Annotated in this window: 18 protein-coding genes and 1 tRNA gene; 13 read left to right on the top strand and 6 right to left on the bottom strand. The window is 73.4% G+C overall.

Annotated features, from left to right (window positions below):
* Positions 1 to 8: 8 nt before the first annotated feature.
* From FHR77_RS08165 to FHR77_RS15600, 7 genes are all read left to right on the top strand, one after another.
* Positions 9 to 1,337 (top strand): glutamate-5-semialdehyde dehydrogenase, encoded by a 1,329-nt coding sequence (locus tag FHR77_RS08165; protein ID WP_167259647.1) that lies wholly within the window; start codon positions 9 to 11, stop codon positions 1,335 to 1,337.
* Positions 1,338 to 1,371: 34 nt separating this feature from the next.
* Complete coding sequence (locus tag FHR77_RS08160) at positions 1,372 to 1,590, top strand: hypothetical protein (protein ID WP_167259518.1); 219 nt, start codon at positions 1,372 to 1,374, stop codon at positions 1,588 to 1,590.
* 17 nt (positions 1,591 to 1,607) lie between these two features.
* Positions 1,608 to 2,243, top strand: coding sequence for a nicotinate-nucleotide adenylyltransferase (nadD, locus tag FHR77_RS08155; protein WP_341777283.1), 636 nt, complete (start codon positions 1,608 to 1,610; stop codon positions 2,241 to 2,243).
* Positions 2,240 to 3,595, top strand: coding sequence for a hypothetical protein (locus FHR77_RS08150; RefSeq protein WP_167259646.1), 1,356 nt, complete (start codon positions 2,240 to 2,242; stop codon positions 3,593 to 3,595). Before nadD ends, FHR77_RS08150 begins: the two co-directional genes overlap by 4 nt.
* 117 nt (positions 3,596 to 3,712) lie before the next feature.
* Complete coding sequence (gene rsfS, locus FHR77_RS08145) at positions 3,713 to 4,117, top strand: ribosome silencing factor (protein WP_056056424.1); 405 nt, start codon at positions 3,713 to 3,715, stop codon at positions 4,115 to 4,117.
* A gap of 162 nt (positions 4,118 to 4,279) precedes the next feature.
* Positions 4,280 to 4,352, top strand: a tRNA-Ala gene (locus tag FHR77_RS08140).
* A 574-nt stretch (positions 4,353 to 4,926) separates the two neighbouring features.
* The gene (locus FHR77_RS15600) at positions 4,927 to 5,652 is read left to right on the top strand and encodes a YflT domain-containing protein (RefSeq protein ID WP_208380752.1); all 726 of its coding nucleotides are present in this window, start codon (positions 4,927 to 4,929) and stop codon (positions 5,650 to 5,652) included.
* 89 nt (positions 5,653 to 5,741) lie between these two features.
* Here FHR77_RS15600 and FHR77_RS08130 read toward each other — a convergent pair whose 3' ends face one another.
* Complete coding sequence (locus FHR77_RS08130) at positions 5,742 to 6,641, bottom strand: SDR family oxidoreductase (protein WP_167259645.1); 900 nt, start codon at positions 6,639 to 6,641, stop codon at positions 5,742 to 5,744.
* Positions 6,642 to 6,812: 171 nt separating this feature from the next.
* Here FHR77_RS08130 and FHR77_RS08125 point away from each other — a divergent pair, with 171 nt between their 5' ends.
* The 3 genes from FHR77_RS08125 (at position 6,813) to FHR77_RS08115 (ending at position 8,110) form a co-directional block, all read left to right on the top strand.
* Positions 6,813 to 7,211, top strand: coding sequence for a DUF6578 domain-containing protein (locus FHR77_RS08125; RefSeq protein ID WP_167259644.1), 399 nt, complete (start codon positions 6,813 to 6,815; stop codon positions 7,209 to 7,211).
* 63 nt (positions 7,212 to 7,274) lie between these two features.
* The gene (locus tag FHR77_RS08120) at positions 7,275 to 7,556 is read left to right on the top strand and encodes a hypothetical protein (RefSeq protein WP_167259643.1); all 282 of its coding nucleotides are present in this window, start codon (positions 7,275 to 7,277) and stop codon (positions 7,554 to 7,556) included.
* A complete protein-coding gene (locus FHR77_RS08115) occupies positions 7,553 to 8,110 on the top strand; it encodes a MarR family transcriptional regulator (protein WP_167259642.1) in 558 nt (185 codons plus the stop codon). The genes FHR77_RS08120 and FHR77_RS08115 overlap by 4 nt, the downstream gene beginning before the upstream one ends.
* Before the next feature lie 115 nt (positions 8,111 to 8,225).
* Here FHR77_RS08115 and FHR77_RS08110 read toward each other — a convergent pair whose 3' ends face one another.
* The 3 genes from FHR77_RS08110 to FHR77_RS08100 form a co-directional block, all read right to left on the bottom strand.
* Positions 8,226 to 9,548, bottom strand: coding sequence for a M1 family metallopeptidase (locus FHR77_RS08110; RefSeq protein WP_341777282.1), 1,323 nt, complete (start codon positions 9,546 to 9,548; stop codon positions 8,226 to 8,228).
* Positions 9,545 to 13,600: a Pls/PosA family non-ribosomal peptide synthetase gene (locus tag FHR77_RS08105; RefSeq protein WP_167259641.1), complete on the bottom strand. Its 4,056-nt coding sequence runs from the start codon at positions 13,598 to 13,600 to the stop codon at positions 9,545 to 9,547. The genes FHR77_RS08110 and FHR77_RS08105 overlap by 4 nt, the downstream gene beginning before the upstream one ends.
* 79 nt (positions 13,601 to 13,679) lie before the next feature.
* Positions 13,680 to 14,342, bottom strand: a complete 663-nt coding sequence (locus FHR77_RS08100) for a 4'-phosphopantetheinyl transferase family protein (protein WP_167259640.1) — start codon at positions 14,340 to 14,342, stop codon at positions 13,680 to 13,682.
* Between the two features lie 227 nt (positions 14,343 to 14,569).
* Here FHR77_RS08100 and FHR77_RS08095 point away from each other — a divergent pair, with 227 nt between their 5' ends.
* Together FHR77_RS08095 and FHR77_RS08090 are read left to right on the top strand one after the other, a co-directional pair.
* Entirely contained in the window at positions 14,570 to 15,139 is a 570-nt protein-coding gene (locus FHR77_RS08095) for a recombinase family protein (protein WP_167259639.1), read from the top strand.
* Between the two features lie 92 nt (positions 15,140 to 15,231).
* On the top strand, positions 15,232 to 15,717 hold the full coding sequence (locus tag FHR77_RS08090; protein ID WP_167259638.1) for a hypothetical protein: 486 nt from the start codon (positions 15,232 to 15,234) through the stop codon (positions 15,715 to 15,717).
* A 55-nt stretch (positions 15,718 to 15,772) separates the two neighbouring features.
* On the opposite strand, the gene FHR77_RS08085 is transcribed toward FHR77_RS08090, so the two are convergent.
* Together FHR77_RS08085 and FHR77_RS08080 are read right to left on the bottom strand one after the other, a co-directional pair.
* Positions 15,773 to 16,333 (bottom strand): hypothetical protein, encoded by a 561-nt coding sequence (locus FHR77_RS08085; RefSeq protein WP_167259637.1) that lies wholly within the window; start codon positions 16,331 to 16,333, stop codon positions 15,773 to 15,775.
* 183 nt (positions 16,334 to 16,516) lie between these two features.
* On the bottom strand, positions 16,517 to 17,152 hold the full coding sequence (locus FHR77_RS08080) for an isochorismatase family protein (RefSeq protein WP_167259636.1): 636 nt from the start codon (positions 17,150 to 17,152) through the stop codon (positions 16,517 to 16,519).
* A 118-nt stretch (positions 17,153 to 17,270) separates the two neighbouring features.
* Here FHR77_RS08080 and FHR77_RS08075 point away from each other — a divergent pair, with 118 nt between their 5' ends.
* Complete coding sequence (locus FHR77_RS08075) at positions 17,271 to 18,218, top strand: GlxA family transcriptional regulator (RefSeq protein WP_167259635.1); 948 nt, start codon at positions 17,271 to 17,273, stop codon at positions 18,216 to 18,218.
* Positions 18,219 to 18,353: the final 135 nt, after the last annotated feature.

Here is an 18,353-nt window from a genome sequence, read left to right as displayed (position 1 = left end):
ATCTCGGCATGACGACCCTCGTGCCCACGCCCGTCGACCCTGCCTCCTCGCCGGCCGCCGGCCCCGCGCCGGCGGGCCCTGCGGCGGGCTCGCCGTCGGTGCACGACTCGCTCGTCGCGGCGCGGGCCGCGTCGCGCGTGCTGGCGCAGCTCACGAGCGACCGCAAGGACGCCGCGCTGCACGCGATCGCCGACGCGGTCGTCGCCCAGGCCGACCGCGTGCTCGCCGCCAACGCGCTCGACCTCGAGCAGGCCGAGCGCGACGGGGTCGCCCCGGGCCTGCGTGACCGCCTGCGCCTCGACCTCGCGCGCCTCGAGGGGCTCGCGGCCGCCACGCGGCTCGTCGCCGCCCTCGTCGACCCGGTCGGCGAGAACGTGCGCGGCCGGGTGCTGCCCAACGGGCTGCGCCTCGACCAGGTGCGGGTGCCCTTCGGCGTGGTCGGCGCCATCTACGAGGCGCGGCCCAACGTCACGGTCGACATCGCCGCCCTCGCGCTCAAGAGCGGCAACGCGGCCGTGCTCCGCGGCGGCAGCGCGGCCCGTCGGTCGAACACGGCCCTGGTGGCGGTCATCAGGGAGGCGCTGGTCGCCTCCGGCCTGCCCGCCGACGCCGTCGTGACCATCGACCAGCACGGCCGCGAGGGCGCCGCCGAGCTGATGCGCGCACGCGGCCTCGTCGACGTGCTCGTGCCGCGGGGGAGCGCCGCCTTCATCGAGACCGTCGTCCGCGAATCGACCGTGCCGGTGATCGAGACGGGCGCGGGCGTCGTCCACGTCTTCCTCGACGAGAGCGCCGACGAGGCGACCGCCGTCGACGTGGTCGTGAACAGCAAGGTGCAGCGGCCGAGCGTCTGCAACGCCCTCGAGACCCTCCTGGTGCACGAGCGGGCCGCCGACCGCCTGCTGCCGGCGGTGCTGGGTGCCCTCCGCGCCTCCGGCGTGACCGTCCACGGCGACGAACGCGTGCGCGCCGTCGACGCCGACGTGGTGCCGGCCACCGACGACGACTGGGCGACGGAGTACATGAGCCTCGACCTCGCGGTGCGCGTCGTCGCCGACGTCGACGCGGCGATGGAGCACATCGAGCGCTGGTCGACGCGGCACACCGAGTCGATCGTCACGGCCGACCACGCGACGGCGGAGAGGTTCCTCGCCGAGGTCGACAGCGCCGTCGTCATGGTCAACGCGTCGACGCGGTTCACCGACGGGGGCGAGTTCGGCTTCGGCGCCGAGGTGGGCATATCGACGCAGAAGCTGCACGCGAGGGGGCCGATGGGGCTGCCCGAGCTGACCAGCACGAAGTGGCTCGTGCGCGGCACCGGCCAGGTGCGCGGCTAGACTGGCCCGGATCACCCCTCGGAACGGAGAACCCATGCTCGACGTCGCCCTCCTCGCCGCTGCCCACGAAGACCTGGCGCCGCTCATCGCGCCGCCCGCTGCCATCTCCGCGGTCTTCGGCGTGTTCTTCCTGTTCCTCGGCTACGTCGTGTGGAGCTACCGCGACGTCTCCAACCGCTCGCCGCGCAAGGCGTCCACGCAGGCGCACCACGAGGGCCCCGTCGACGAGTTCGGCCACCCCGAGCAGCACTGACCGGGCGGGCTGAGAGCGTGGTTGCGGTCGCCCCGGCGGCGACCCTCGAGGGCGTCGACGAGCAGCACCGCCGACCCCGCATCGGCATCATGGGCGGCACGTTCGACCCGATCCACCACGGTCACCTGGTCGCGGCCAGCGAGGTCGCCCAGTCGTTCGCGCTCGACGAGGTCGTCTTCGTGCCGACCGGCCAGCCCTACATGAAGGCGGCGCCCAGCGACAGCGAGCACCGCTACCTCATGACGGTCATCGCGACCGCCTCCAACCCGATGTTCACGGTGAGCCGGGTCGACATCGACCGTGGCGGCCCCACCTACACGATCGACACCCTCCGCGACATCCGCTCGCAGCACCCCGACGCCGAGCTCTTCTTCATCACGGGCGCCGACGCCGTCGCCCAGATCATCGACTGGAAGGACGTCGAGGAGCTCTGGGCCCTCGCGCACTTCGTCGCCGTGACCCGGCCCGGGCACGACCTGAGCGTTGGTGGATTGCCGGAGAGCGACGTAAGCTTGCTCGAAGTCCCCGCCTTGGCGATCTCGTCGACCGATTGCCGCGCCCGGGTCGGTCGCGATCACCCGGTGTGGTACCTGGTCCCCGACGGAGTCGTCCAGTACATCTCCAAGCACCACCTGTACAGGAGCCACTCATGAGTTCGACCGACGGCCAGCCGCCGCTCACCAGGCGACAGGTCCGCGACCTCGAGCGAGCCCGACAGGGGTCCGCCGCCCTCACGGGCGAGCAGCCCGCCGCCGAGGCCCCGACCGGCTCGGCCCCCTCACCCGTCTCGGCCGCGCCCGTGACCGAGGAGGTCGTGCGGCCCGTTCCGTCGTCGCTGGTGGCCCCGGTGTCGAGCCCGGCGGTCGCCGCCTCCGCACCGTCCCCTGCCTCCGCTCCTGCTCCGTCGTCCGTCTCGGCGCCGTCGTCGGTCTCGGGCCCGCCCGCGTCCGTCGCCGAGCCGGGCCAGCTGACCCGGCGTCAGCTGCGCGCCCTGCGTGACGCCGAGGCCGCCCGTGGCCCCGTGCCGCTGCAGGCCCCCGGCCCCGAGCCGCGACGCACGCTCTCCGAGGCTCTCGACACGGTCGACCAGATCGTCTCCCCGATCGAGGGCGGCGAGGGCTCCGCGGCGGGCACGAGCGCGGCCACGGGCTCACGTCCGGCCTCGTCCGCTCCGGCGTCTGGCGCTCCGGCGTCTGCCGCACCCGCCTCGGCCCCGCCCGCCGGTGACGACCTCCCGGCGTCGGTGCGACCGCCGGTGTCGTCCGCGCCGTCGGTGCTGCCGACCCGCGACGACGACTCGACGGCCGACGACGGTGCGGCACCCGGGCCACGTCGCACGGGCGAGGTGCGCCCGGCCTCGTCGCCCGCGCCCACGTCGACCCCGACCGTCTTCCCGCTCGACCTCGCCGGCGAGCGGCCGTCGTCGGCACCGTCCGAGCCCGTCTCCTCCCTGCGGCCGGCGGGGCTCGACCCCGTCGCCCCGACCCCGGTCGTGGAGGCCGCCCCGGCCTCGGTGCCCGAGCCGACCGGCTTCGTGCCGCCGGTGGGGCACTGGACGACGCAGGTCGACGCCCCCGACGACGAGAGCGCCCCCGGTCGCGCGCTCGGCACGCACACGGGCCAGACGAACGCGCTGATCCTCACCGACCAGCAGGTCGCCGACGTCACCGGGGCGCTGAACGCCACCGGCGAGATCATCATCACCGGCTCGATCGACCTGCCCCGCAGCCTCGGTGCCACGGGGTCGCAGGCCCGCATCGACAACTCCGAGATCGACCGCCTCATGGAGGCCGGCGACGCCGAGTCGGCGGACACCGACGCGGCGCCCGTCCGGGCCAGCAAGGCCATCAGCACGCACACCTCCACCCGCTCGGTCGTGCTCGCCGCGGCCCAGCCGGCGGCCAACCGGCTGCCGCTCGTGCTCGGGATCGTCGGGGGCGGCGTGGGCCTTGGTATCATCGGTGTCATCGTCTACGGCTTCTCGACCGGAGTCCTGGGCGGCTGACCTCCGACCCCCACCGGGTCGGCGTGGTGGCGGGCTCGACCCGACCACCGCCTCCTGAACACCCCGGCCGTCGCTGACGGCCGCCTCCACCACATCCGTCCCTACCCAGAGGATCCCTTGACAGCCACCCCTCGCGCCATCGAGCTCCTGCAGATCGCCGCCCGCGCCGCAGACGACAAGCAGGCCGACGACCTCGTCGCGCTCGACGTCACCGAGCCGCTGCCCCTCACCGACGTGTTCCTCCTCGCCTCCGGGCGCAGCGAGCGCAACGTCGTCGCCATCGCCGGCGAGATCGAAGACAAGCTGCTCGAGCACGGCGTCAAGACGCTGCGCCGCGAGGGCCGGGCCGAGGGCCGCTGGGTCCTGCTCGACTTCGGCGACCTCGTCGTCCACGTCTTCCACGACGAAGACCGCCAGTACTACTCGCTCGAGCGGCTGTGGAGCGACTGCCCGACCATCCCGCTCGACGTCGTGACCGAGGCCGCGGCCGCTGAGCCGGCTGAGGCTCCCGCCGAGGCCTAGCCCGGCTCGCCCTCCGGGGTGTTCGACGTGACGGAGACCCGGCTGCGGCCGGGTCTTCGTGCGTCCGGGAGGCCGTCGGGGGGAGGTGTACTCGAGGCCTCGAAATCTGTAGTAAGGTTGACGAGTTGCTTCGGAAGGGGCAACGGAACGACAACAGAACATGGGTCTGTGGCGCAGCTGGTAGCGCACCTGCATGGCATGCAGGGGGTCAGGGGTTCGAGTCCCCTCAGATCCACCCGAACGAAGAGGCTCTCCCACTGGGAGGGCCTCTTCTCGTTGGTGCGTGCGTGTGCCCCGCCGCAGAGGCCGGGCGCGGTCCCCTCGAGGCGACGCGTTCTGGGCCCCGGGCGGGCGCGAGGTCCCAACGCGCGTCACCTCGTGGCGGTGCGGTCGTCGCGGCCACGCGCCGCGCTCATCGAGGTGTCGCGTTGTGGGGGATGGGCTGAGGTGGGGGCCCAGGACGAGTCGCCTCGTCGTGGTGTGGCCATGAACGGCCCGGCGCTGCGCGCCGTCCTCTCTCCACCCCAGGAGCCTGACGGGGCCCTGCGTGCGACGTCGGGCGGGCGCGGGTTCGCCAGCCCCGTGCAGGCTGCTCGAGCGCGGGGCTCCTCGAGGTGACGCGTTCTGCGGCCCGTGCGGGGGTATGGGCCCAGAACGGGTCATATCGGCGTGGCGTGGACGTGAGCGGCGCGGCGCTGCTCGCCGTCGGCGCGACGCGGGGCGCGCGTGCCCGTGCGCGGGCCGGGGGGCTGCTGGGGGAGGGCTGTGCATCGGCTCCATGCGGGGACGTGACGGGGTAGACATCAGGCATGACCGACCAGCAGCCCGTCCCGAGCCCGACCCCCGACGACGACGCGACCCGCGCCTCCGGCGGTCCCGCCCCCGAGTCGCGACCGCGCCCCGCCTACGGCGAGTACGCCCCGACCCCCGCGGGCGGCGCCGCCCCCGACGCGGGCCAGGGCCAGGCCCCCCAGGGCGCCCCCGCTCCCGCCGCCGCCCACCAGGGCGTCGTGCCCCCGCAGCCGGGCCACCAGGCCCCGGCCGGCAGCTCGCCCCAGGCGACGCCGGGCCTCCCCGGCATCGGCGCCTTCGCCGGAGGCGGGCACCCGCAGACCCTCGCCACGTTCACGAAGTACGAAGACGCGCAGGCTGCCGTCGACCTGCTCAGCGACGAGGGCTTCCCCGTCGAGAGCGTCTCCATCGTCGGCCACGACATCCGCACCGTCGAGAACGTCGCCGGCCGCCTCACCACCGGCAAGGCAGCCGTGCGCGGCGCCGGCGGCGGCGCGTGGTTCGGCCTCCTCTTCGGCCTCTTCGCGAGCAACGTGGCCCTGATCGGCGTCCTGCTCGTGGCCGTCGGCGCCGGAGCCCTCTGGGGTGCCCTGTGGGGCGCCATCGGCCACGCGGCGACGCGCGGCCGCCGCGATTTCTCCTCCGTGAAGACGATGGAGGCGGGGCGCTACGAGGTGCTCGTGCGCGGCGAGCTCGCCGCCCGTGCGCACCAGGTGCTCGCGACCGGCCGCAAGGTCGCGTAACCAGACCGGCATCGGCACCGGCCCCGCATCAGACACGACGGCGCCCGACCCCGCCAGGGGCCGGGCGCCGTCGTCTGCGTCGGCAGCCCCTACGGCGTGACCATCCCGCCGTTGACGTTCAGCGTCTCGCCCGCGACGAAGCTCGATTCGGCGCTGGTGAGGAACACGTACGCCGGAGCCTGCTCGGCCGGCTGCGCCGCCCGCCCCATCGGCGACTCGCTCGAGCCGAACTCGGGCAGCGTCTCGGGGTCGACGCCGCGCGTGACCTGCAGGGCCGACCAGGTGGGCCCGGGCGCCACGACGTTGACGCGGATGCCGCGCGTGATGAGCTGCTGCGCGAGCCCCTTCGAGAAGTTGTTGATCGCGCCCTTCGTGGTCGCGTAGTCGAGGCGGTCGGGCGCGGGCACGTACGCTTCGAGCGACGCCGTGTTGACGATGGTCGAGCCGGGCGCGAGGTGCGGCAGGGCGGCCTTGACGATGAAGAACGGCGCGAAGACGTTCGTGCGGAAGGTCTCCTCGAACTGCTCGTCGCTGATCTCCTCGATCGTCGGCTGCCAGACCTGCTTGCCCGCCACGTTGACGATCGCGTCGAGCCCGCCCATGCCCTCGACGGCGCGCGCCACGAGCTCCCGGCAGAAGGAGGCGCTGGTCAGGTCTCCGGGGACGGCCACGGCCTTCCGGCCCGCCGCCTCCACCTGCTCCACGACGTGGCGGGCGTCCTCCTCCTCCTCGGGCAGGTACGACAGGGTCACGTCGGCGCCCTCCCGCGCGAAGGCGATCGCGACCGCGGCGCCGATGCCGGAGTCGGCTCCGGTGATGAGAGCCTTCCGCCCCGTGAGGCGGCCGGTGCCGCGGTAGGTCGCCTCGCCGAGGTCGGGCACCGGGGTCATGGCCGACTGCAGGCCGGGCTCCGGCTGCTGCTGCACCTCGGGGCTGATCACGGGGTAGCGGTGGCGGGGGTCGTCGAACGTGTACTGGTCGCTGGTCATGCCTCCGTCGTACGCCCCGCACCTGCCGGGACGCCGTGCCGTACCCCTCCGCACCACGTGCTCCGGGGGGCTGTCAAGGGGGCACCGCGCGCCGCCGTGGGCGACCACGGTGGAGGCGACGAGGCGGGTCGACCTGGTGAGGCCTGCGGAGCGACGGCGAGGAGGCGCGGGGTGGCGACGAGCGTGACGGTGTGGGTCGACGCGTGGCAGCTGGTGCAGGGGCACGACGTCTTCCGGGTCGCCGACGTGGTGAGCTGGCCCGTCACGGTGCCCGCCCCCGGCGCCGACCGGCTGGCCGGGCTGCACGCCCCTGCCGACCCGGATCTGCTCGTCGAGCACTACGGCGCCACGCACCGGGTCAGCACGGTCACGGGCACCGTCGCGGCGATCGGACGGGCGTCGGCGCCCGTCGCCGTCGTGCTGCAGCGCCCCGGGGGGCGGGCGTCGGCACCCGCGGCGTGGAACGTCACCTCGGTGCTGGGCACCGCCGACTGGGACGACCGGGGGCGTGCCGCGTGGTTCTGCGGCTACCTCGTGACGCTGGTCGACGTCGAGCTCGAGGGCCCGTGACGGCTGCCCCCTGCCCAGTCCGGGGATTCCGTTGGCGCCCCAACGATCTGTACACTCGTCGTCATGGCCCGAGCACCCCGAACGCCCCGCGACGACGACCCCCACGCCCACGGCAGCCGCTTCGGCGACCTCGTCGAGGCGATGAACGCCCGGCTGCGCCCCTACATCGGCGGCGCGCAGCTCGGCCTCAAGAACGAGGCGCCCCCGGTGGCGCCGGCGCACGGCGGGGCCTGCCCGCTCTGCGGCGCGCCCATGGACGAGCACGTCGTCGACCGCACCGGCCCCCGCACGATGGTGCACTGCCCCGGCACCCCCCGAGCCGCCCGGGCCGGCGCGGGCTCGTGAGCGCCCCCGGCACCAGCGCCCTCGGCACCCTCACCCTCGACAACGCCGCCGTCGACCCGCTCGCCCTCGAGAGCCAGATCTGCTTCGCCCTCTCGGTCGCGTCCCGCAGCGTCGTCGCCGCCTACCGCCCCGTGCTCGAGCCCCTCGGCCTCACGCACCCGCAGTACCTCGTCATGCTCGCCCTCTGGGAGCACCGAGGGAGGCGCGGTGAGGGCCCCCCAGGCCAGGCCGGCGCGGACGACCGCCCGCTGTCGATCCGCGACCTCGCGCGCCTCCTCCGGCTCGACCCCGGCACCCTCTCCCCGCTGGTGAAGCGGCTGGAGGCGCAGGGCCTGCTCACGAGGCGCCGTCACGTCGACGACGAGCGCACGCTGGCCATCGAGCTGACCGGGCCGGGGCAGGCGCTCCGGGCCGAGGCCGAGGCGATCCCCGGCCGCATGATGCGTCGGCTCGGCGTGACCCGCGACGAGCTGGTCGTGCTGCACCGCACGATGACGAGGCTGATCGCCGCGGCCGAGGGCGACCCGCTCGACGACGGGGGCGCCGCGGGCTGAGCCGACCCGTGCCTCCTGCGGGCACTGCCCCGCCCGGAGCCCGAGCCCCCCTAGGGCCGGCCCGGGAGGCCGAGCTTCGGGAGGCCGAGCCCCGGGAGGCCGAGCCCCGCGGCGGTCAGCCCCCGGCGCCCCGCCGCGGCAGCGTCGGCAGCGCCGTCTCGTCGAGCCAGGCCGCGAACAACAGCGCCAGCGAGTCGTCTGTCGTGTCGGTGACCTCGTCGCAGAGCTCGACGAAGTCGTCGGTGCTGACGACGCCGTGGCGGTGGCGGGCCGTCCACTCGCGCAGCACGGTGAAGAAGGCCTCGTCGCCGATCGTCAGCCGCAGCGCGTGCAGCGTCAGGGCGCCGCGCTTGTAGACGCGGTCGTCGAACATCGCGTCGGGCCCCGGGTCGCCCACGACGATGTCGTGCGGCGGCAGGGCGAGCCGCAGCCGCGTGCGCTGGGCGTGCGCGTGCGCGGTGGTGCCGCCGTCGTGCTCCGACCAGAGCCACTCGGCGTAGCAGGCGAAGCCCTCGTTGAGCCAGATGTCGCGCCAGTCGGCGAGGCCGACGCTGTTGCCGAACCACTGGTGCGCGAGCTCGTGCGCGATGAGCCGCTCGGTGCCCGACCTCCCGTCGACGTGGTTGGCGCCGAAGACCGCGGCCCCCTGCGCCTCCAACGGGATCTCCAGCTCGTCGGCCGTGACGACGACGGTGTACCCGGGGAAGGGGTAGGGGCCGAAGGCGTCGACGAAACAGGAGACCATGCGGTCGAGGGGCGCGAAGTCGTGCGCGGCGCGGTCGTGCAGCTCAGGCGGGGCGACGATCAGGCCGGCGACCGGGGCGGCCTCGGTGCCGAGGGCGACGGGGACGGTCTCGTAGCGGCCGATCTGCACGGTCGCGAGGTAGGTCGAGGTCGGCTCGGGCTGCACGTACGTCCAGGTGACCTTGCCGGCGGTGGTGCGGCGGTCGGTCAGCTCGCCGTTGCAGACGACCGTGTAGCCGTGCTCGGCCGAGACGCTGATGCGGTAGCTCGCCTTGTCGGCCGGGCGGTCGTTGCACGGGAACCAGGTCGGCGCGCCCGTCGGCTGCGCGGCCACGATGACGCCGTCGTCGAGCTCCTCCCAGCCGAGCTCGCCCCAGGGGCTCTGCCGGGGCGCCGGCGTGCCCGAGTAGTCGACCCGCACGACCAGCCGGGCCCCCGCCTCCACCGGCTCGGGCAGGGTGACCGTGAGCTTGCCGGCCGTGTGGCGCGAGCGGGCGCGGGCCCCGTCGACCCTGACCTTCTCGACGCGGAGGCCGACGAGGTCGAGCTGCAGGCTCCGGAGGCGCGTGGCGGCCACCGCGGTCACGGTCGCCGTGCCGTCGAGCCGGTTGGTGGCCACGCGGTAGGCCAGCTCGAGGTCGTACGACTCGGCCGACCAGGTCTCGTCACCGCTGCCGGGGGCGTACGAGGTCACGAGGCGACGGCGTGGTAGTCGGCGAACGTGACCTCGCGCCACGGGCCGATCGGGTTGCCGCTCCAGCGGCTGCCGGCGGGCACGCCCTCGCCGCGCATCACGAGCGAGGCGGGGCCGACGGTCGCGTGCTCGCCGAGCACGGCGGCGGGCAGCACGACGCCGTGCGGCCCGAGGGTCGCCCCGGCGCGGAGCGTGACGGAGTCCATGGACACGATTCGATCATGGAACAGGTGCGTCTGGACGACGCAGCCCCGGTTGACGGTGCTGCCGTCGCCGAGCGTGACGAGGTCGGCCTCGGGCAGCCAGTAGCTCTCGGTCCAGACGCCGCGGCCGATCCGGGCGCCGAGGCTGCGCAGCCACCAGACCAGGGCGGGCGTGCCGCTCGCGGCGCGGGCGAACCACGGCGCGGCGCACATCTCGACGAACACGTCGGCGGTCTCGCTGCGCCAGACGAACGACGACCAGAGCGGCTGCTCGGAGGCGCGCACCCGTCCGATCAGCAGCCACTTCGCGGCGGTGCTGACGGCCGCGGCGACGGCCCCCGCGGCGAGCAGCAGGACGGCGCTGAGCAGGGAGGCGGCGAGCAGGCCGAGCGCGTCGGTCACCGCCCACAGGCCGAAGACGAGGCCGAGGCCGATCAGCACGGTGACGACGACGGGCACGACCCGGCTGAGCTCCCAGGCGACGCGGGCGGCGCGGAGCCGGGCCGGCGGGCGGAAGGTGCGCGACTCGTCGGCGACCGCGACCGTGCGTCGCAGCCGGACGGGCGGCGAGCCGAGCCACGACGAGCCGGCCTTCGACGAGCGCGGGGCCGCCGAGAGCACCGCGACGAGGCCGTCCTTCGGGACCTTGTGACCGGGGCCGGCCATGCCCGAGTTGCCGAGGAAGGCCCGGCGGCCGATCTCGGCCCGGGCGACTCGCAGCCAGCCGCCGCCGAGCTCGTACGAGGCGACGAGGGTGTCGTCGGCGAGGAAGGCCCCGTCGCGGATCGTCGTCATGCACGGCAGCAGCAGCACGGTCGAGGCCTCGACGTCACGGCCGACGCGGGCCCCGAGGAGGCGCAGCCAGACCGGGGTCGCGAGGCTCGAGTACAGCGGGAAGAGGTAGGTGCGGGCGAGGTCGAGCAGGCGCTCGGTGCTCCAGATCTGCCAGCCGACGCGGCTGCGCACGGCCCAGGTGCCCTCGCGGACGCCGAGGGCGAGCAGCCGGACGGCCCCGACGACGACGAGCGCCGCGACGACGCCGGCCAGCAGGGTGCCGGGCACCGCCCCGGCGACGGCCCGCCACCAGGCGTCGCCGAGCGTGGCCGAGCCCCGCACGCCCGCGGCGACGAGGGCGCCGCCGGCGGAGAGCGAAGCGACCGGCAGCAGGCTGATCAGCAGCGACGAGACGCCGTAGGCCCACAGCCACCGTCGGGCACGGTCGGGCCGCTCGGCCGGCCACCAGGTGCGCGCCTTGCCGACCCGGGCGGCGGGGGAGCCCGACCAGGCCTGGCCCGCCGGCACCCGGCCGAAGACGGCGGAGCCCGGAGCGACCGTGGCGTGCTTGCCGATGCGGGTGCCGGGCAACAGGGTGCTGCGCATGCCGACGGTGCTGCCCGCCCCGATCCGGACGGCGCCGAGGCGCAGCACGTCGCCGTCGACCCACCAGCCCGACAGGTCGACCTCGGGCTCGATCGACGCGCCGCGGCCGACGCGCAGCATGCCCGTCACGGGCGGCAGCGTGTGCAGGTCGACGTCGGGGGCGATGCGCGCGCCGAGGGCGCGGGCGTAGTAGCTGATCCACGGGGCCCCGGCGAGGCCCGTCGCCGCCGTCTGCAGCTGCACCTGCTCGGCGAGCCACAGCCGCAGGTGGACGCCGCCGCCGCGCGGGTGGTCGCCCGCGGCGACCCCGGACAGCAGGAGTCGCGCCGCGGCCACCGAGATCGCCATCCGCCCCGGCGGCGTCACGAACACGACGATCCCCACGACGAGCAGCCAGGCTTCGACCCGCGGCAGCACGTCGAAGCCGCCCGCTGCTCGCAGGACGGTGGAGGCGGTGAGCGCGATCGTCAGCCAGCGGAGGCCGGCGAGGAGGTGCAGCGGCAGGCCGAGCAGCGTCTGCAGCCACTGGGTGCGGGCGGGGACGGGCAGCGACCGGTGGTGCTCGGTGCGGGAGGGACTTGCCGGGTCTGCGGCGACTCCGGCCCGTCGCTGGGCGAGGTCGTCGGCCATCGCGCCGAGGCGCGGGTGCGAGTAGACGTCGGCGACGGTGTACTCGGGGTCGCGCTCGCGGATGCGCGCCACCAGCTGGGCCGCGGCGAGCGAGCCGCCGCCGAGATCGAAGAACTCGGCGGAGGCGTCGCCGACCGGGAGGCCCAGGACGGCCTGCCAGTCGGCCGCCAGCTCGGCCTCGTCGGGCCCGAGGGTGCCCGTGCCGCTGCCCGTGCCCGTGCCCGCCGAGCCGTCGTCGGGGGCCTGGTCGGCGAGGGGCCAGGGGAGGGCGTCGCGGTCGATCTTGCCGGAGGTCTTGGTGGGGAGGTCGCCGTCGACGACGGTGAGGAGGGGGACGAGGGCGGCGGGCAGAGCCTCGCGGAGGCGGGCGAGGGCCGCGGCGCGGTCGAGCGTCGGGGCGGGTGCGGCGGCTGTGCCCGCGCCACCGCCGTGCAGGGCGAGGTAGCCGACGATGACCCGGTTGCCGGCCGACGTCTCGCGGACGGCGGCCGCCGCCCCCGCGACGCCGGGCAGCGCCTGGAGCGCCGACTCGATCTCGCCGAGCTCGATGCGTCGCCCGCCGACCTTGACCTGGTCGTCGGCCCGGCCACGGAAGACGAGCCCCTCCCGGTCGAGCACGACGAGGTCGCCGCTGCGGTAGGCCCGTGACCAGCCGAGCTGCGGGTGCGGGGCGTACTTCTCGGCGTCCTTGGCGGGGTCGAGGTACCGGGCGAGGCCGACGCCGCCGATGATGAGCTCGCCGACCTCGCCCTCGGCGACCGGGTCGCCCGTGGGGTCGACGACGGCGACGTCCCAGCCGAGCAGGGGCAGTCCGATGCGGACGGTCTCGCCGGGCACGACGAGGGCCCCGGTCGCGACGACCGTCGACTCGGTCGGGCCGTAGGTGTTCCAGACCTCGCGGCCGTCGCCGCAGACGCGGTCGACGAGCTCGGGCGGGAAGGCCTCGCCGCCGAAGACGAGCAGGCGCACCGACTCGAGCGCCTCGGCCGGCCAGAGGGCGGCGAGCGTCGGCACGGTCGAGACGACGGTGATGCCGTGGGTGACGAGCCAGGGGCCGAGGTCGGCGCCGGTGCGCACGAGGCTTCGCGGGGCGGGCACGAGGCAGGCACCACTCCGCCAGGCCAACCACATCTCCTCGCAGGAGGCGTCGAAGGCGACCGAGAGGCCCGCGAGCACGCGGTCGCCCGGCCCGAGCGGGCCCAGCGGGTCGTCGGCGAGGAAGAGCGCGGCCTCCGCGTCGGCGAACGCGGCGGCCGCGCGGTGGCTCGCCGCGACTCCCTTCGGGGTGCCGGTCGACCCCGAGGTGAAGATGACCCAGGCGTCGTCGGCGGGCTCGGGGCGCGGCGGCCGGGCCGGGGCGCCGGGGCCGCGGCGGTCGGCGGTGCTGGCGTGCGGGGCCCGGGCGCCGAAGAGCGGCACGCCCTGGGTCTCGTCCTGCCCCGCGGTGCGGAACACCCCGCCGGCGCCGACGACGCCCGCGACCTGCGCCTCGCCGAAGACGAGGTCGGCGCGCTCCTCCGGGTCGTCGGCGTCGACCGGCACGTAGGCGGCGCCCGCGGTCAGCACGGCGAGGATGGCGACGTAGAGCCGCCGGTCGCCCGAGGGCATGCGCACGCCGACCCGGTCGCCGCGGCCGACGCCGGCGGCGGCGAGGGCGCTCGCGGCGACGGCGACCTGGGCCGACAGCTCGCGGTAGCTGAGGGCGCCCCGCTCGTCCTCGAGGGCGGAGGCCTCGGGGTGGGCGGCGGTGGTCGCCTCGAGCACGTCGACGAGGGTGCGCGGGGCGGCGGCGCGGCCGGAGCGGAGGAAGGGGTCGAGGGGCGTGCCGGCGTCGGGCATGGGGTCTCCGCGGGTCGGGCGCGCGGCGGGCGCGCGGGGGAGGCCTCGGCGTCGAGGGTCTCGCAGGGTCGGTCGGAACCTAGGTCGACGCGGTGACCGGCAGGTGAACGCCGAGCGACGAACCGTGCAGGGCGGGGCCGGCGAGGGCCGCGAGGAGGCGCGGGTCGGCCCCGGTGCCGGGGGCCGTGCCGGCGGCTGCGGCGAGGTCGAGGTCGAGCCCCTCGACCTCGCCGGACCACCGCGCCCGTGCCGGGTCGCCCACGTCGACCGCGGCGGGGTCTCGGGTCAGGCCCTCCCCGGTGGACTTGAGCACCGCCTCCGCCCGGACCCAGCGGTGCAGGTCGTCGTGCGGGGTGGCCGCGGGGCCGGTCGTGACCTGTTCGACGTCGACGCCGACGGGGAGGCCGCGGCGCAGCGCCAGCAGGGCGGTGTCGCCGGAGCGGCTGAGGCTGACGTGCAGGTCGTCGCCGTCGACGACGACGGGGCGCCCGTGCGGCCCGCCGCAGCGCCGGCAGGGCTCGCGGCGCCAGGTCACGTCTGCCGGGTGGCGGTCTAGCGCGAGGCCCACGAGGAGGCGCGTGGCGACGTGCGAGAGCAGCCAGCGGTGCCGGTCGGTCGCGTCGAGCAGCCGGGCCGCCCGGGCCCGCTCGTCTGCGTCGAGCCACGCGGCCGCGGACGAGCCGGCGGGCAGCGTCAGCCCGTGCGCCCGGGCGAGCCCCGCCGCCGTGTCGTCGAGGCGCATCAGCCAGACGTCGACGCCGTGGTGGCGGCGGGGACGGAGTGGGGCACGTCGTCATGATCGCAGGCTGGCGGGGCGTGCCGGGGTGTGCGGTGAGCGGTCGTTCATCGGGACACCTACGCGAACCCGTTTCGGTCGTCGAAGGCCAAGTGGCGCCTGGCCTGCGGATTCGCGTATGCCTGTCCCGCAAATATGCCCGGTGACGGGGGTTTGAACGCTACAGTCGTCGAATGCTCATCGGATACGCCCGCGTCTCGACCTCTGGTCAAGATCTTGCAGCACAGCGTGATGGTCTTGCAGCGCTGGGTGTTGACGATCAACATGTGCATGTTGACCATGGTCTTTCGGGCACGACTCGAGCACGGCCGGGGCTCCGTGAAGCGCTGGCTGCGTGCCGCGCCGGCGACGTCCTCGTCGTCACGAAACTCGACCGTCTCGCCCGGTCGCTGCGTGACGCGACGGACATCGCGGATGAGCTGACGAAGAAGGGCGTGGCCCTGAATCTCGGGGGAGCGGTCTACGACCCCACCGATCCCGTCGGCCGGCTCCTGTTCAACGTCCTCGGCATGGTGGCTGAATTCGAGGCCGATCTCATCCGTGCCCGGACCCGCGAAGGGATGGCGATCGCCAAGGCTGCCGGCAAGCTCCGCGGTCGCAAGCCGAAGCTCACCCCCTCGCAGGAGAAGCACCTCGTGCAGCTGCATCGCACCGGCGAACACACGACGAGCGAGATCGCGGAGCTGTTCGGCGTTGCCCGTTCGACCGTGTACCGCGCCCTTCAGCGCGGGGCGCAGGCCTAGTCATACTGACGAGACATAGGAACGGAGGAAGCGTGAGGAACAGTTCGGACGTTGGTCGTAATCGTGGATCTCGGTCGGCGGCAGGCTTCTTCATGCTGCGAGGCATCGTCGCCGGTGGAGTGTTGGGCGTTCTGCTCTATGTCGGAATTGATCTTGGCTACCTCGTGCTCTCCTACGGGAGAATCGACTTCGGTTCAGGATCGATGGCGGGCTTTCTGTGGATCATCATCCTCGTGGACCTTGGGTGTCGCGGTTTGATTTTCGGCCTCATAATCGGTGCACTCACCGCTGCCATCGCGCTTCCGACCCGTCGGCTGCTGCGGCGCGCAACTCGTCCGCAACGTGTGCTGACGGTCGGCGCGGGGAGCAGCGTTGTGTCGGGCGCCTTGGCGTGGGTGCCCGCACACGTGGCATCGACCCTCATGACGACGCCTGGCGAGGTCACCTACGCCGTAGGTGCGGCCATCGTCGGTGGCCTTGTGGCTGCGGCGACGTGCTACCTGTTCGAGTCGTCCAGTCGACCTGATTGGCGTCCTGCAGACTCTTTCGACGAGTTCGAACCGCCTCTGTCCCGATAGTCCATCCGCCAGCGGGCGAAGTGGACCCGGTTCCTGGATCTAGTTTTCAGCTTGGTCAGGCCCGCGACGGAGAATCAGCCACCATCTCAAGGCTTTGGAGGTAGCGGCTGCCGGTCTCGACGACTGATAGCCGTCCCATTCGAGAGTGAGTCAAATCTTCGTCCCATGATGCATCGGGTGCGATCTCTCTCAGCACAAGGTGATGGGGCGTAAGGCGTTCCATCACGCCGACCGACAATCCTGCGGCCAGATTCCGGAACTGGATGGCGACGAGTTGGCTCGGCGCCACAAGAGTTTGGAGCATGCCGCGGGTTCTATCGAGGTCCAGTGTCTCGAGGGGGACGGGGGCCAGCCGCGGCCAAGACGGGAGCATCTTGGCCGCCCGGGACTCGAATGATGTGTCCCAGCGCACTGCTTTGATGTCGCGCAGCCTGAAGGCAATGTGGCCCTCAGCGTGACCACCATCTGCTGTTCGAGCCAGCAGCACCCACTTCCGGCCGACGGCGAGAACGAAGCCGGTATACAGGGCAGCTGGCTCTGCATCGCGTGCTACCCGAACGAGTGTCCCGACACCGATCGCCGCCATAAGCCGGCGGCGGATCTCGTCCCTTTGCATCTGGCAAAGCTAGCCGGAAGAACAACGTTGATTGTGCGTGCACCAGCAGGCACCTGAATGCCCGGTAGGGGATCGGTTCGCGGACGAGTCTGTCAAGCTAGGCCGTCGTTCGGAACACGCATTCGGTCGAACACTGCTTAGCCCGGTCGGGGCACGCGGCCAGGTCGAGCAGCGCCTATCGGGTTATCGCGCGAAGCGCTTGGCGCCGGACATCGCGGAGGAGGGCAGGTTGTCCTTCGGGAGCGTTTCTCCCTCGGCCAGTGCGGTGATCCAGGCATCCGTCGACTCGACGGCGGCGAAATTCGAGTTCATCAAGGCCATGAGGGTCGTGTGGACGGTCTCCGCGTCGACGTGGCCGGCGTCGTTGCTGATGCTGATGGCTCCGGTCGCGTCAGAGAGGACCTCCGCGGCGATGCCGATGGTCTCTGCCTGGGCAGCGGAGGCGATGATGCAGTTGTTGGTCATGTAGCCGACGAGGGTGACAGTGTCGACGCCGTTCTCCTGAAGCCAGTCGACGAGGTCGGTCCCGGCGAAGACGGAGCCGTACTGCTTCGTGATGGCCTTCCAGGCAGGGGTGCGGCGCTGCTCGATCTCGGGGTGCAGTGCGAACCCGGGAAGGGTGGGGTTGAACACCGGGGCGTCGTCGCCTGCTGTGTGCTGGACGACGACGACGGGAATGCCGTTCGCTTCGGCGGCATCGATGGCGGCGATGATCCGCGGGAGCGAATCCGTCGGGGCGGGGTACTGGATCTCCAGTGGGCCGGTGAAGTACTCCTGCTGGATGTCGACGAGGACGAGGGCGCGAGCGGGCGTGGTCATGGTGTGCTCCTGACGGTTGAGCCGAGATGGACATCACGAGTCTGGGCCGAGCGCAGAGAAAGCACCATTGGCACGTAGGCCGCTTTACGATGAGTACGGGCCAACACGAGGAGGCGACGTGAAGATCGCGATCTATGCGTTCGACGGTGTGACGATGTTCCATCTCGCGGTCCCGCAGATGGTGTTCGACGAAGTCACCCGCCAGGGGCTGGCCGACTGGCAAACGATGCTCTTCGCTGACCGTGCGGGATCCGTCCGCACCGCCGAGGGGTACGTCATCGGCGGGGCCCAAGGGCTGACGGCCGTCGAGGACGTTGATCTCGTTGTCGTTCCCTCTTGGATCCCCGACGGGCGGGAGCCCGGGCCGGCGCTCCGGAAGGCACTCCTGGCCGCTCACGGCGGGGGCGCGACGATCGCCGGGCTCTGCCTCGGAGCCATCGCCGTCGCCGACCTCGGTCTCCTCGACGGGCGGAGCGCCATCACCCACTGGCACGCCGTCGACGACCTCGCTCGGAAGCACCCCGCAGTGGACGTCGAGGCCGACGTGCTCTATCTCGACCACGGCGACGTCATCACGTCGGCGGGCACCGCATCGGGTATCGACGCGTGCCTACACGTCGTCAGGACCCACCTGGGCGCGGAGGCGGCCAACAAGGTCGCCCGGAGCCTCGTCGTCGCCCCGCACAGAGAGGGAGGTCAGGCCCAGTTCATCGAACGCCCGGTACCCCAGAACGAAGGGGACGACCCGGTCGGGGTGGCGACAGCATGGGCGCTGGAGCACTTGGCCGAAGACCTGAGCGTGGACCGGCTCGCGGCAGCTGCTCATCTCAGCCGACGGACCTTCGTCCGTGCCTTCCGTGCGGCGACCGGATCCACACCTGCCGCCTGGGTCAGGAGTCGCCGGCTCGACGAGGCCCGGCTCCTCCTCGAGAGCACGGAACTCCCGGTCGAGCAGGTCGCCGCGCACTGCGGCTTCGGCAACGCGGTGACGCTGCGGCAGAACTTCGCTGAAGCTTTCGGCAGCACACCGTCGAGCTACCGGAAGCGCTTCGCCACGACCACGTGACGCATGAGCGCGTTGCTCACTATGCGCGTCGTGCGAGGCGTCTAATGGGTGACCTTGATGCGTCTGAGACTTCATCGTGGACCGATATGGTCATCGAGGTGTGACGCTCGGTCCGCCCTCGCTCGCGCCCCAGGA

The sequence above is a fragment of the Frigoribacterium endophyticum genome, from assembly GCF_011759585.1.
GTDB classification, from domain to species: domain Bacteria; phylum Actinomycetota; class Actinomycetes; order Actinomycetales; family Microbacteriaceae; genus Frigoribacterium; species Frigoribacterium endophyticum.
The sequence above is the reverse complement of the archived record's forward strand: the minus strand, read 5'-3'. Positions and strand labels throughout refer to the sequence as shown.